At 61.2% G+C, this 12,742-nt stretch carries 11 protein-coding genes and 1 pseudogene; 3 read left to right on the forward strand and 9 right to left on the reverse strand.

The features are described from left to right. Positions 1-12: 12 nt before the first annotated feature. Complete coding sequence (locus HME9302_RS05175) at positions 13-795, reverse strand: TSUP family transporter (protein ID WP_115366133.1); 783 nt, start codon at positions 793-795, stop codon at positions 13-15. A 101-nt stretch (positions 796-896) separates the two neighbouring features. On the opposite strand from HME9302_RS05175, the gene tgt reads away from it, so the two are divergent. Further along, positions 897-2,075, forward strand: a complete 1,179-nt coding sequence (gene tgt, locus HME9302_RS05180) for a tRNA guanosine(34) transglycosylase Tgt (protein ID WP_115367490.1) — start codon at positions 897-899, stop codon at positions 2,073-2,075. A gap of 59 nt (positions 2,076-2,134) precedes the next feature. Here tgt and rpsD read toward each other — a convergent pair whose 3' ends face one another. Further along, positions 2,135-2,749, reverse strand: a complete 615-nt coding sequence (rpsD, locus tag HME9302_RS05185) for a 30S ribosomal protein S4 (protein WP_115366134.1) — start codon at positions 2,747-2,749, stop codon at positions 2,135-2,137. Between the two features lie 263 nt (positions 2,750-3,012). On the opposite strand from rpsD, the gene HME9302_RS05190 reads away from it, so the two are divergent. Next, the gene (locus HME9302_RS05190; RefSeq protein WP_230079878.1) at positions 3,013-3,348 is read left to right on the forward strand and encodes a chorismate mutase; all 336 of its coding nucleotides are present in this window, start codon (positions 3,013-3,015) and stop codon (positions 3,346-3,348) included. A 91-nt stretch (positions 3,349-3,439) separates the two neighbouring features. Here the strand turns inward: HME9302_RS05190 and HME9302_RS05195 are convergent, their stop codons facing one another. From HME9302_RS05195 to rpiB, 5 genes and pseudogenes are all read right to left on the reverse strand, one after another. Continuing rightward, on the reverse strand, positions 3,440-4,195 hold the full coding sequence (locus HME9302_RS05195; RefSeq protein ID WP_230079879.1) for an RNA methyltransferase: 756 nt from the start codon (positions 4,193-4,195) through the stop codon (positions 3,440-3,442). A gap of 91 nt (positions 4,196-4,286) precedes the next feature. Beyond that, positions 4,287-4,754: pseudogene (nrdR, locus tag HME9302_RS05200) on the reverse strand (transcriptional regulator NrdR); the annotation flags it as partial. 3 nt (positions 4,755-4,757) lie between these two features. Next, positions 4,758-5,090, reverse strand: coding sequence for a hypothetical protein (locus tag HME9302_RS13420; protein ID WP_230080064.1), 333 nt, complete (start codon positions 5,088-5,090; stop codon positions 4,758-4,760). A 4-nt stretch (positions 5,091-5,094) separates the two neighbouring features. Further along, the gene (gene glyA, locus HME9302_RS05210; RefSeq protein ID WP_115366136.1) at positions 5,095-6,411 is read right to left on the reverse strand and encodes a serine hydroxymethyltransferase; all 1,317 of its coding nucleotides are present in this window, start codon (positions 6,409-6,411) and stop codon (positions 5,095-5,097) included. Beyond that, the gene (gene rpiB, locus HME9302_RS05215; protein WP_115366137.1) at positions 6,411-6,851 is read right to left on the reverse strand and encodes a ribose 5-phosphate isomerase B; all 441 of its coding nucleotides are present in this window, start codon (positions 6,849-6,851) and stop codon (positions 6,411-6,413) included. The genes glyA and rpiB overlap by 1 nt, the downstream gene beginning before the upstream one ends. A 180-nt stretch (positions 6,852-7,031) precedes the next feature. Here rpiB and HME9302_RS05220 point away from each other — a divergent pair, with 180 nt between their 5' ends. Then, a complete protein-coding gene (locus tag HME9302_RS05220) occupies positions 7,032-8,756 on the forward strand; it encodes a M20/M25/M40 family metallo-hydrolase (RefSeq protein WP_115366138.1) in 1,725 nt (574 codons plus the stop codon). A gap of 46 nt (positions 8,757-8,802) precedes the next feature. Here HME9302_RS05220 and rpoD read toward each other — a convergent pair whose 3' ends face one another. Beyond that, positions 8,803-10,788 (reverse strand): RNA polymerase sigma factor RpoD, encoded by a 1,986-nt coding sequence (gene rpoD / locus HME9302_RS05225; RefSeq protein ID WP_115366139.1) that lies wholly within the window; start codon positions 10,786-10,788, stop codon positions 8,803-8,805. A gap of 9 nt (positions 10,789-10,797) precedes the next feature. After that, entirely contained in the window at positions 10,798-12,714 is a 1,917-nt protein-coding gene (gene dnaG / locus HME9302_RS05230) for a DNA primase (protein WP_115366140.1), read from the reverse strand. Positions 12,715-12,742 lie beyond the last annotated feature (28 nt).

Genomic DNA, 12,742 nt, shown 5'->3' on the forward strand with positions numbered 1-12,742 from the left:
GGGTAGGGCGCGTCAGGCGAACCAGCGCCAGACCAGGCTTGCGGTCAGGCCAAGCGAGGCGACGATCATCAGCGGGCGTATCACACGGGCACCGTGCTTCATTGCGAAATGCGATCCAAGATAGGCACCGAACATAGCGCCCGCCGCCATCGTCAGCCCCAGCGCCCAGATGATTTTCCCGCCAAGCGCAAAGGCAAACACTGCCGCCCAGTTGGTGGTGGCGTTGAAAAGCTTGGCATTGGCGGCGGCGCGGGTCAGCCCGTGTCCGCGCAGACCAACAAGGCTGGCAGTAAAGAACTGACCGGTGCCGGGTCCGAAAAATCCGTCGTAGAACCCTATCCCACCCGCCACCGGGGCGTAGCCCTTGCGACCCAATTGCTCGGTCTTCTCCATGTCGGTCATGGCGGGGGAGAAAATCACGTATAGCGCCAGTAATATGAGAAAAACGGGCACAATATAGGTCAGCACTTCGGCGCTGATCAGCTGCACCAGAAACGCACCGCTTGCCGCCATGACGAACACCAGCGCCACCAAGGGCAGGTTGCGGCGCACATCGACCAAACCCCCTTTCCAGTAAGTGCGGCAGGCCATGCTGGTGCCGAATACGGACTGGATCTTGTTTGTGCCCAGCGCCAGATGCGGCGGCATTCCGCTGGCGAGCAGGGCTGGCATCATGACCAGTCCGCCGCCGCCCGCAATGGAATCGATAAATCCCGTGCCGATCGCTACCAGCGCCAGCACGAGAAACATCCACGGTTCGGGCGTCCAGTCGGCAGCGAAAAACACGTCGGGCATGGCCAGCGCCTCTGCGCGGTTTCATGCTGGCTGTCCATCGCGTTCTGGATGTGTGCGGTTTGAGGTGGCGGTGCGCGGCGCGGGCGGGTAGCAGCGCGGCCATGACCTCCGCCGCACCCGATCCTGCCGCACCCACCGCTTCCACAACGCCCCGGCCGCGGTTTCAATTCTCCATCGATGCGCAGGATGGCGCAGCGCGGCGCGGCACGATCCGCATGCGGCGCGGCGACATCCGCACACCCGCCTTCATGCCGGTCGGCACGGCTGCCACGGTCAAGGGTATGAAGCCCGAAGCCGTGCGCGGAACCGGCGCGGACATCATTCTTGGCAACACCTATCACCTGATGCTGCGCCCCGGAGCGGAACGCATGGCGAGGCTGGGCGGGCTGCATGGCTTCATGAATTGGCCGCGCCCGATTCTGACCGATAGCGGCGGCTATCAGGTGATGAGCCTGTCCGACCTTCGCAAGTTGACCGAGGAAGGCGTGGAATTCCGCAGCCATCTGGACGGATCGAAACACATGCTGACGCCCGAACGGTCGATGGAAATACAGCGTTTGCTCGGCAGCGATATCGTCATGGCGTTCGACGAATGCCCGCGCGCCGATCAGCCGCGCGAGGCGATTGCGGCTAGTATGGAGCTATCGATGCGCTGGGCGAAGCGCAGCCGTGATGCCTTCGACGCCGGCGGTGACCATGCGAAAAACGCGGCTCTGTTTGGCATTCAGCAGGGGGCGCTGGACGAGGAGTTGCGCGGGCGCTCAGCCGCCGCGCTGCGTGAAATCGGCTTTGACGGATACGCCATTGGCGGGCTCGCGGTGGGAGAAGGGCAGGAGGCGATGTTCGCCACGCTCAACTTCGCACCTGGGCAATTGCCCGAAGACGCACCGCGATATCTGATGGGCGTTGGCAAACCAGACGATCTGGTGGGCGCGGTCGAGCGCGGAGTGGATATGTTCGATTGCGTGCTGCCCACGCGATCCGGGCGCAACGGACAGGCGTTTACCTGGAATGGCCCGCTCAACCTTCGCAATGCACGGTTCGCGGAAGATACCGGCCCGCTGGATGAACGCTGTTCCTGCCCAACCTGCGCGACCTATTCTCGCGCCTACCTCCATCACCTCGTTAAATCGGGGGAGATGCTGGGGGCGATGCTCGTGACTGAGCATAATCTATCGTTCTACCAGCAACTGATGCAGGCCATGCGCGACGCAATTGGTGCAGGGCGATTTGCCGGTTTTGCTGCCGAATTCCGACGCGATTATCTAACGAAACGCTGAACGAAAAAGGGCGGCCCCGTAGGACCGCCCTTCTGTAATTCGCAAATCGTCGCAGCAGTTTAGCGCGAGTAAAATTCGACCACCAGGTTCGGTTCCATCGTGACGGGGTAAGGCACTTCGTCCAGCTTGGGGACGCGGGTGTAGGTAACCTTGTCGGTGCCGTCAGGTGCGACATAATCGGGAATTTCACGCTCGGGCAGGCTCTGCGCTTCGATGACGAGCGCCATTTCCTGCGCCTTGGAGCCAAGGCTGATAACGTCGCCGACGTGGCAGCGGCGGCTTGCCACGTTGCACTTCACACCGTTCACGCGGATGTGGCCGTGGCTCACGATCTGGCGGGCGGCGAAGATCGTCGGCGCGAACTTGGCGCGATAGACAATCATGTCGAGGCGGCGTTCGAGCAGACCGATCAGGTTCTGGCCGGTATCGCCCTTCATCGCGGACGCTTCGGTATAGGTGCGCTTGAACTGCTTCTCGGTCACGTCGCCGTAATAGCCCTTGAGCTTCTGCTTGGCACGCAGCTGCAGGCCGAAGTCGGAAACCTTGGACTTGCGACGCTGGCCGTGCTGGCCGGGGCCGTAGGAACGCTTGTTGACCGGCGAATTGGGCCGGCCCCAGATGTTTTCGCCCATGCGGCGATCAAGTTTATGCTTCGAGCTGGTACGTTTCGTCATAATGCATCTTTCAATTTGCTAATCGCGGCCCGTATGGCAGCGTTTCAACCCGGGATCGCACCATGGGTACCCTTGCGGGGAAACCCACGCGGCCACTGCTTCACCGGGATGCAGGGCCAATCGGACGCCGCCTGTTGCCAGACGAATGACCGAACGAAGGCGCGCGTCTAGCACTATGGCTCGCACGGTCAAGCCTTGTGGTTCGGCGGCTGATAGGCGGTTGGCTCTCGACAAAGGCCAAGCAAATTGCCATCGGACGCGCCATGCCAGACAATGAGACTGCACTTACGCGCGAAGCTGCCGCGACAATGCCGGATGAATGTATGACGATGGCGGAAGTGCGCCGCGGCGTGGACGCTACCGACCGCGAATTGTTCGCCCTGCTGGAACGGCGTTTCGGATATATGCGGGCAGCCGCTCGGATCAAGCAGGACCGCGGGGAAGTCCGCGACGAAGCGCGCAAGGCTGCCGTTATCGCCGCCATTCGCGAAGATGCAGTCCAGGCCGGATTGCCAGCGCGCGAACTGGCCGAGATATGGGAAAAGCTGGTCGAGGCGTCGATCGCCTATGAATTCGCCGAGTGGGACCGCATACGCTGATCCGTCGTCCCTTCATCCGAGTGGATTGGCGAGATTACTCTGCACAACGTTTACAGGTTGGCTGTAATCGAACTTTTCACTCTTCCAGCGTTCAATTGTCCGACCGTGACCGATCCTCACGCGACAAATGTGTCAGCACACCGCGTAGGGTTCGCACTTCCATATGGTTCCAGCCCGGTTTGGTAAGCACTGTCCTGAGATTACGGCGGGTCACTTCGTTGCGGCCTTTCGGGTAGAAATATCCCTTTGGCTCCAGCAGGGTCTCGAAGTGCGCCACCAGCCCTTCCAGTTCTTCCTGCGGGGCAGGCGGCAGGATTTCCTCTACTGTAGGCTGGGCAAGATGTTCGTGCTGTGACCATTCGTAGGCGCACAGAATGACTGCCTGCGCAAGATTGAGCGAGCCGAAGTCAGGGTTGATCGGTACGGTCAGGATTGCACGGGCAAGCGCGACATCGCTGGCTTCCAGCCCGGAACGTTCCGGACCGAACAGGATCGCGCTGCGGCCTTCGACCTTTGCGATCGTGTCCGCCGCCTCTCGCGGGGTGACCACGGGTTTGGTCACCCCGCGTTTCCTTACTGTGGTGGCATAGACATGGGCGCAATCGGCCACTGCGTCGGCCGTTGTCTCGAAAACGGCCGCGTTTTCCAGCACAATGTCTGCACCGGCAGCGGCAGGGCCGGCGCTGGGATTGGGCCAGCCATCGCGCGGCGTGACCAGCCGCATTTCGACCAGCCCGAAATTCAACATGGCGCGGGCCGCCTTGCCAATGTTCTCCCCCAATTGCGGGCGGACGAGCACCATGACTGGCCGCTTTTCGGCCATTGTGTCAGCAATGTTGTCAGCCATCGAACAGGTCGTTCTTTCCCGGCCCGCGCAAGGCTTTGGCAGGTTTGGAAGGCTTGGCCGAATGTTCGGCAGGACCGGTTCCTGCTTCGCCCCCGGCCTCCTGCACGGCGCTGGCAAATTCCTCGAAGTCCCGAGCTTCGCCAAAATCGCGATAGACGGATGCGAAGCGGATATAGGCGACGGAATCAATCTGCCGCAGGCCGTCCATTACCATTGCGCCGATAGCGGAGGAGGGCACTTCCGTCTCACCCGCGGTTTCAACCTGCCGCTGGATCCCGCTGACGAGCTGATCAATCCGGTCCTGTGATACGCCGCGCTTCCGGCAGGCGAGCGAAACGGATTGCTCCAGCTTGTGGCGGTCGAAATTCTCGCGCCGAGCTTCGCCGCCGTCCCGCCCGGACTTTACCACCGTAACCTCGCGCAATTGCACGCGTTCGAAGGTGGTAAAGCGCGCCCCGCAGGACGAACATTGGCGGCGGCGGCGGATGGCCGCGTTATCTTCTGCCGGGCGGCTGTCCTTTACCTGGCTGTCATCATGCGCGCAGAAAGGACAGCGCATGGGTTACGGGCGGACGCGCTTGTAGAAAGCGTATGCGGCACCGGCAGCGAGACCGAGAGGCAGCGAGACAACCGGCAAAATTGCCCCTGCGACGGCGCCGATTGCGGCGCCGGTCAGGACAGGTTTGGTCGAAGGGTGGGCCATGCCATCCTTCAACATACCGGTCGCCTCTTGCTGGGCAGCGCCCACGAAGTCCGCACCGCCGCTGTTTCGCGCGCCCGATGGTCCATCGCTATCGCCGCTTTTGCGATAGGCCTGCTTGGTTGGCTTAACCTCGTCCTCGGTTGCGGTCATCGGGGGGAGGTTGTCGTTCGGATTGTCATTGGGATTGTTCATGGTCTTATCTTCCTGGATAGACGGGGAATGCGTCACACAGTGAAGCGACGCGCTGCTGCACCGAACGTTCCACATCCGGATCGCCGTCCGCACCCTGTCTCGAAAGGCCGTCCACCACTACTGCAATCAACTGGCCGATGGTGCGGAATTCTTGGGTGCCGAAGCCTCGCGTGGTGCCGGCAGGTGTGCCGAGGCGGATACCGCTGGTAACGAACGGACTGCGCGTATCGTAAGGAATGCCGTTCTTGTTGCAGGTCAGCCAGGCACGATCGAGGCCCTTTTCGGCGTCCTTGCCGGTGACGTTCTTGGCAGTCAGATCGACCAACATGGAGTGGTTATCCGTCCCGCCCGACACGATCCGCAAGCCGTTCTCTTCAAGGCTTGCGGCCAGCGCGCGGGCATTGTCGACCACGGCTGCCGCATATTCGGCGAAGTCGGGACGCAATGCTTCGCAAAATGCCACGGCCTTTGCCGCAACGATGTGCATCAGCGGGCCGCCCTGCAAGCCGGGGAAGACTGCCATGTTGAGCGGCTTCGTAAGTTCGGGATCGTTCCAGAGCATGATGCCCGACCGCGGGCCTCGCAGGCTTTTATGCGTAGTGCTGGTCACGATATCGGCATGGGGGAAGGGCGATGGATGCGCGCCGCCCGCGACCAGGCCGGAGATGTGGCTCATATCGACCATCAGGTAGGCACCGACCTCGTCCGCGACCTTGCGGAATGCCGCCCAGTCCCATGTGCGCGAATATGCCGTACCGCCGGCGATGATAAGCTTGGGCTTGTGCTCCTTGGCGGTCGCCATCACGGCGTCCATGTCGATCAGCTCGTCTTCCTTGCGCACCCCGTACGCCACCGGGTTGAACCATTTGCCGGACATGTTGACGGGGCTGCCATGCGTCAGGTGACCGCCTGAATTCAGGTCAAGACCCATAAAGGTGTCGCCCGGCTGCAAAAGTGCAAGAAAAACCGCTTGGTTCATTTGGCTACCGGAATTCGGCTGCACATTGGCAAAATCACATCCAAACAACTGTTTGGCGCGATCTATTGCCAGGGTTTCGACCACGTCGGCATATTCGCATCCGCCATAATAGCGTTTGCCTGGGTAACCCTCTGCGTACTTGTTCGTGAAGACGGAGCCGGCGGCTTCCAGAACGGCACTGCTGGCGATATTTTCCGAAGCAATCAGTTCGATCCGGTCGCGTTGCCGCTCCAGCTCGCCATCGATTGCGGCGGCAATGTCCGGATCGGCATCGGACAGGCTGTCATGCCAGAAACGGTCCATCGGCTCGCGATTTCGGTCGGATGCTGCTTGGGTCGCCATCATGAATCTTTCAGGTTCGAGAGTTTATCGACGCGGCGCTGGTGGCGGCCGCCCAGGAAATTGGTTTCGAGAAAAGCCGTCACGCACGCTTTCGCCATGTCGCTACCGGTTAGCCGCGCACCCATAGCGATACAGTTCGCATCGTTATGTTCGCGGGCGAGACTGGCGGACAGAGGCTCCGATACGAGGGCGCAACGTACCGCTGCATTGCGGTTGACCGCAATCGAGATACCGATCCCGCTCCCACATAGCGCGATACCGCGCTCCGCCGTATCGTCCGCAACCACGCTGGCCAGCTTCGCGCCGTAATCGGGATAGTCTACGCTTTCGCCCGGTTCAGGACCGAGATCCGCAACTTCGTGTCCATTTTCGACCAGCCAATCGCGCAGATCGGCCTTTAATTCGGTCGCAGCATGATCGGAAGCTATGGCAATGCGCATCGGGACGGGGCCTTGGGTGTGGGCGGGTGTTGGGAACTGCGAAGGAGCTGCATATAATGGTCCCGCGCGCCAAAGGCTACCGATAACCCGCACTATTCCACGGCTACACGCGTGGCCGAAACCCCGTGTCCCTTGACGATCAGAGATCACGTCAGCATTGCTGCCGGGGAGGGGATTTTCATGCGGAATTTTATCTGGTTGGCGGGCATTTTGGTCGCCGCAATGGTGCTTGCGATATTTGCCACCACACCGCCCGCTCCGATTGGGTCCGATGCACCCGAAACCGAGTTCTCCGCCGGCCGTGCGATGGAGGACATCCGCGTGGTGGCCGCCGCACCGCGTCCCACGGGCAGCGCCGCCAATGCTCGTGCGCTCGATTACCTGTCCGCCCGGATGGAGGCGCTGGGTATGGACGTTTCGACGCAGGAACAACCCTTGCCGGACAGGGCCGCTGGCGGCCTGCTTCAGAATTTGGACGTGGTTGGCGAGCCCCGACCGACTGGCGATCTGACCATGACCAACCTCACCGGCATTCTGCGCGGAACCGATCCTTCGCTGCCCGCCATCATGTTGATGAGCCATCACGATACCGTCGTGGCTTCCCCGGGGGCGAGCGACGATACGACAGGCGTGGCGGTGTCGCTGGAAGTCGTTCGCGCCTTGCGCGCGGCCGGGCCGCAGCGGCGCGACGTGGTAGTGCTGATGACCGACGCGGAGGAGCTGGGGCTGAACGGTGCACGCTATTTCTTCGAGGAAGACCCGCTGCGCAGCCGGATCGGCGCGATCATTAACATGGAAGCTCGCGGCGCGGGCGGACGCACGTCGCTGTTCCAGACATCGGCCCAAAATGGCGAGGCGGTGCAGCTTTTCGCCGATAGCGTATCGCGTCCTGCGGGCACTTCGCTATCGGTGCTCGTATATCTTCTGCTGCCGAACAACACCGATCTTACACCTGCGCTGACGGGCGATTATACCGCTTATAATTTCGCGTTTATCGGGCGGCCCGGCCTGTATCATTCACCCATGGCGACGCCTGAAAACCTGGATCAGGGTTCGGTGCAGGATATGGGGGCGCAGGTGCTGGCGCTGACGGCGGCGCTGGCCGACACAGCGGAATTGCCCGGCAAGGCACCCGATGTCGCGTTTTTTGATGTGTTCGGACTGTTCACGTTGGTGTTCGCGCCATGGTGGGGCTGGCTATTCCTCGTGGTCGGTGTCGCCGGAATTGCCAGCGCGAGCAGTGCCAGCTTCGATGTGCGCCAGTTCTTCGCAGGTGCTTGGCGTGCAGCAGGTTTGCTGCTGCTGTTAGTGTTCACGATGTGGGTGCTCAACATGCTTACCGGCCCGGGTAGCGGAGAGTTCGCCTATTACGACCGGCTCGCCGCAATCCCGCGCATGGAATGGATGGCGCTAATGGGTTCGCTCGCTGCCGTGGTCATGGTGTTGCGGAACGCAGATAAGGGGCCGAGCGGGTTTGCCGGCTTTGCTCTGGTACCGGCCGCTTTGGGTCTTGGATTACAGGCGATGTACCCATCCGCCGCTTATGTCGTGACTATTCCCATAATGTTCGCCGGGATCGCAGTTGCGGCGATACAATTCGGCCGATCGGCGGGCAGAATTGTTGCGGCGGTACTGGCCGCGGTTGTGGTCGGTTACAACATCAGTCTCGCGCATCAAATCATGCAGGGCGTAGGGCCGGACCTGCCAATGGCCGTTGTCTTGCCGGTTCTGATGGCAGTAATGCTGCTCATTCAGTTTTGGCCGAAGCTGCCTGGTAGGACAACTTGGCTGATGGCGGGCGGTTTGCTGCTGGCGGCAGTAGCGATTGCGCTTTGGATACGGTTCGATGCGCCGGCTGAAACCGTGGCAAACTATGCCGTGTCGGAGGACAGCAAAAGCAAGTAAAACGTATTTGGCCGGCCGCATGCGGGACCGGCCAAATACAGTCTCATTACTGATCCAGAAAGCTGCGCATCTTGCGGCTGCGGCTTGGATGCTTGAGCTTGCGCAGGGCCTTGGCCTCGATCTGCCGGATGCGTTCGCGGGTGACCGAAAATTGCTGGCCAACCTCTTCCAGCGTGTGATCGGTATTCATGCCGATGCCGAAGCGCATGCGCAGAACGCGTTCTTCGCGCGGTGTTAGTGACGCGAGCACACGGGTGACGGTTTCCTTGAGGTTCGCCTGGATAGCCGCGTCCACAGGGATAATGGCGTTCTTGTCCTCGATGAAATCGCCGAGATGCGAATCCTCCTCATCGCCGATGGGGGTTTCCAGGCTGATCGGTTCCTTGGCGATTTTCATCACCTTGCGAACCTTCTCCAGCGGCATGGACAGACGCTCGGCCATTTCTTCCGGCGTCGGTTCGCGGCCCTGTTCGTGAAGGAACTGGCGGCTCGTCCGGACCAGCTTGTTGATCGTTTCGATCATGTGCACCGGAATGCGGATCGTGCGGGCCTGATCTGCGATGCTGCGCGTGATCGCCTGCCTGATCCACCATGTGGCATAGGTGCTGAACTTGTACCCGCGGCGATACTCGAACTTGTCGACCGCCTTCATCAGGCCGATATTTCCTTCCTGGATCAGATCCAAAAATTGCAGCCCGCGATTGGTATATTTCTTGGCAATGGAGATGACCAGGCGCAGATTGGCCTCGACCATTTCCTTCTTGGCGATGCGCGCCTCACGCTCCGCCTTTTGCACCATGTTCACGATGCGGCGGAATTCGGGCAGGCTCATGCCGGTATTGGCGGCAATATCCCCGATTTCCGCGCGGATGCGGTCGATGGACTCGCCTTCCTTGTCGGCGAAGGCTTTCCACTTCTTGTCCTTCAGCCGGTCCTTCAGCCAATTATCGTCAAGCTCGTTGCCGATATAGGCGTCGAGGAAATCGCGGCGCTTTACCTTATGCCGTTCGGCAAGGCGCAGCATCTGGCCGCCCAAAGCAGTCAGGCGGCGATTAAAGGCATACAGATTGTCGACCAGGAATTCGATCTTGGTCGCGTGGAACTGTACGCTTTCGACTTCTGCCGTCAGCTCCTCGCGCAGAGCTTCGTATTTCTGTTCCTTGGCAGGCGCAAACGCCTCGCCCCGGCCAAGCGTATCCACGCGCTCCGCCTGCAACTTGCCGAATTTCTTAAACAGGCTGGTTATGCGCGCGAAGGTTTCCATCGCGGCGGGTTTCAGCGCAGCTTCCATTTGCGCCAGGGACATGGTGTTGTCCTCTTCCTCGTCGTCGTCTTTCTTCTTGGACCCTTCTTCGCCGTCCTCGTCTTCGGAATCGTCGTCCGTATCGTCATCGTCGCGGATGGAGGGACCGGCGGTTTCTTCGGAGATCTCGCCGTCATCGTCGCCATCGTCGTCTTCGGCCATCTTGTCGGCCGGAGGTTCCTTCGACAGCATTGCGTCGAGCGCAAGAATCTCGCGCAGCTGGACTTCTTCGTTGTTCAGCGCTTCCGACCACTGAATGATCGCGTGGAAGGTGATGGGGCTTTCGCACAGCCCGATGATCATCGTGTCGCGGCCAGCCTCGATGCGCTTGGCGATGGCGATCTCGCCTTCGCGGCTGAGCAATTCAACTGCGCCCATTTCGCGCAGATACATCCGCACCGGATCATCGGTGCGTTCACCGACGGCCAGCTTCTTGGGGCCGGCGGGGGCTTTCTTCTCTTCGTCCTTTTTGGTGCCGACCTGCAATTCCTGCACCTCGGCCTCTTTCTCGGCCTCGGCTTCCTCGTCGCTGTCGACGATGTTGACGCCCATTTCGCTGAGCGCGGACATGACATCCTCGATCTGCTCGGAACTCATCTTGTCCTGCGGCAGGGCCTCGTTCAGCTGATCATAGGTGACGTGACCCTTTTTCTTCGCAGCCGTAATCAGTTTCTTCAACGAAGCTTCGTTGAGATCGATCACCGGCGCATCGCCATCTTTGGTAGCCATAAAATTGTGTCAGCCCGTTTCAGTGCCATCCGCCGTTTCGCCCGGCGAAGGCTCGTCTTGTTCATTTGCGGCCGGACCTGCGGCCCGCCTGCTGCCCATTTCACCGGACCGCGCCGTCAATGCCAGCTTACGCTTGAGCAGCCTTTGCTGTTCCGCATAAGCGCCTTCCGGGTCGGTTTCGAACCGCGCGGTTGCCGCTGCGAGCGCGGCATCAAGCGCAGGTCGTTCGACCAGCATCGATATGGCTTCGGCCAAGTCTTCGGCTGCGGCTTGCGGATCGGAGCCTTCATCGAGGAAGGCGAAACGGTGTTTATCCGGCGGCGCAGGTGAAGATATTATACCGGATATGGGCGTAGTGTCATTGGGTTCAAGGAATTCTGCTGCATCCAGCAAAGAATCTATGACCCGCGCCAACGAACGGTCCGCGGCGGCTAGCTGTTCCAGTGCCTCACCGTGGCGAGCAATCAGGTTCGGACGCATCACCAGCCCTGCAAAAACGGCGGAAGTTAGGCGATCGCGCGCACCACCCTCGATAATGGCACGCAAGCGGGCCGCCGTATGGGGAGATAATGTGGGGCGTGGCGCAAATGCACCACTTTTCCAGTTACCACGCTGGCGGCCACCCGGCGCGCCGCCACTTTTCCACTGCCTTTGCGGTCGGGGCGGGTAGGCGAAGGCGGAGAATCGTTCGAGCAATTCGCGTTTATACAGCGCGCGAATGTCCGGATCCTGGATAGTTTCCACATGGTCCAGCAGGCGTTTTTTCAGCCCCGCCTTTGCTTCTGGCGTTTCGAGCGGCACCGCGTCCTTTTCATGGCTCCACACAATATCGAGCAAAGTTTCCGGCTGCGCGAGCAAATCCTCCATCGCCTGACTACCGCGTTCCTTGACAAGGTCATCGGGGTCCAGCCCCTGCGGCAGGCGCACGATGCCGAGCGAGTGGGAAGGGCGCAGCAAGGGTAGCGCGCGAGTGACGGCGCGCATGGCGGCGCGCTGGCCGGCGCCATCGCCATCGAAGCAGACGACAGGCCGCTCGGTCATCCTCCACAGCAATTCGATCTGCTGTTCGGTCAACGCCGTGCCGAGCGGGGCGACCGCATCCTCGATCCCCGCCGCCGCCAGTGCGATGACGTCCATGTAGCCTTCGACCACGACCACGCGGCCGGTCTTGCGGCTTGCGGCGCTGGCGCGGTGAATGTTGTAGAGCGTGCGGCCTTTGTCGAACAACGGAGTGTCCGGACTGTTCAAATATTTTGGCGCATTCGTATCGGCTTCAAGGATGCGCCCTCCGAACGCGATGACGCGCCCGCGCCGGTCCTCGATCGGCAGCATCAGGCGCGCACGGAAACGGTCATAAGGGTCTTTCCCATCCACCGTGATCCGCATCCCAGCCTCGACCAGCATGTCCTCGTCGAATTGGCCCAGAGCGCCCTTCATCGCCTGCCGTTCGGAGGGCGCGAAACCGAAGCCGAACCGGCGGCAAATCTCGTCCGAGAAGCCGCGCCGCGCCAGATAGGCTCGCGCGTTCGCTCCCTCGCAGCTGGCCAGATTGCGCGCGAACCAGTCCTGCGCAGCCTGGGTCACATCGTGCAGGCTGGCGCGTTTTTCCGCCTGTTTCGCAGCGCGCGGGTCGGGAGCGGGGACTTCCATGCCCGCTTCCAGCGCCAGTTCCTTCACCGCATCCATGAACGGCAGACCCTGCTGGTCCGTCAGCCAGCGAATCGCATCCCCATGCGCCTCGCAGCCGAAGCAGTGGTAAAACCCCTTCTCGTCATTGACGTAGAAGCTGGGCGTTTTCTCGTCATGGAACGGGCAGCAAGCGCGATATTCCCGCCCCGCCTTTTGCAACCGAACACCCCGCCCGACCACAGCCGACAGCGTGATCCGGGACCGCAACTCATCCAGCCATTGGGGGGTCAGCGCCATGGGCGCGGTAATGCGCCGGCAGGCCCAT

The organism is Alteripontixanthobacter maritimus, assembly GCF_003340475.1.
Taxonomy (GTDB): Bacteria; Pseudomonadota; Alphaproteobacteria; order Sphingomonadales; family Sphingomonadaceae; genus Alteripontixanthobacter; species Alteripontixanthobacter maritimus.

Bases quoted from the DNA above. Each gene is read 5' to 3' on its own strand.
- HME9302_RS05175 (WP_115366133.1), bottom strand. From the start codon at position 795: ATGCCCGACGTGTTTTTCGCTGCCGACTGGACGCCCGAACCGTGGATG.
- tgt (WP_115367490.1), top strand. From the start codon at position 897: ATGACCTCCGCCGCACCCGATCCTGCCGCACCCACCGCTTCCACAACG.
- rpsD (WP_115366134.1), bottom strand. From the start codon at position 2,749: ATGACGAAACGTACCAGCTCGAAGCATAAACTTGATCGCCGCATGGGC.
- HME9302_RS05190 (WP_230079878.1), top strand. From the start codon at position 3,013: ATGCCAGACAATGAGACTGCACTTACGCGCGAAGCTGCCGCGACAATG.
- HME9302_RS05195 (WP_230079879.1), bottom strand. From the start codon at position 4,195: ATGGCTGACAACATTGCTGACACAATGGCCGAAAAGCGGCCAGTCATG.
- HME9302_RS13420 (WP_230080064.1), bottom strand. From the start codon at position 5,090: ATGAACAATCCCAATGACAATCCGAACGACAACCTCCCCCCGATGACC.
- glyA (WP_115366136.1), bottom strand. From the start codon at position 6,411: ATGGCGACCCAAGCAGCATCCGACCGAAATCGCGAGCCGATGGACCGT.
- rpiB (WP_115366137.1), bottom strand. From the start codon at position 6,851: ATGCGCATTGCCATAGCTTCCGATCATGCTGCGACCGAATTAAAGGCC.
- HME9302_RS05220 (WP_115366138.1), top strand. From the start codon at position 7,032: ATGCGGAATTTTATCTGGTTGGCGGGCATTTTGGTCGCCGCAATGGTG.
- rpoD (WP_115366139.1), bottom strand. From the start codon at position 10,788: ATGGCTACCAAAGATGGCGATGCGCCGGTGATCGATCTCAACGAAGCT.
- dnaG (WP_115366140.1), bottom strand. From the start codon at position 12,714: ATGGCGCTGACCCCCCAATGGCTGGATGAGTTGCGGTCCCGGATCACG.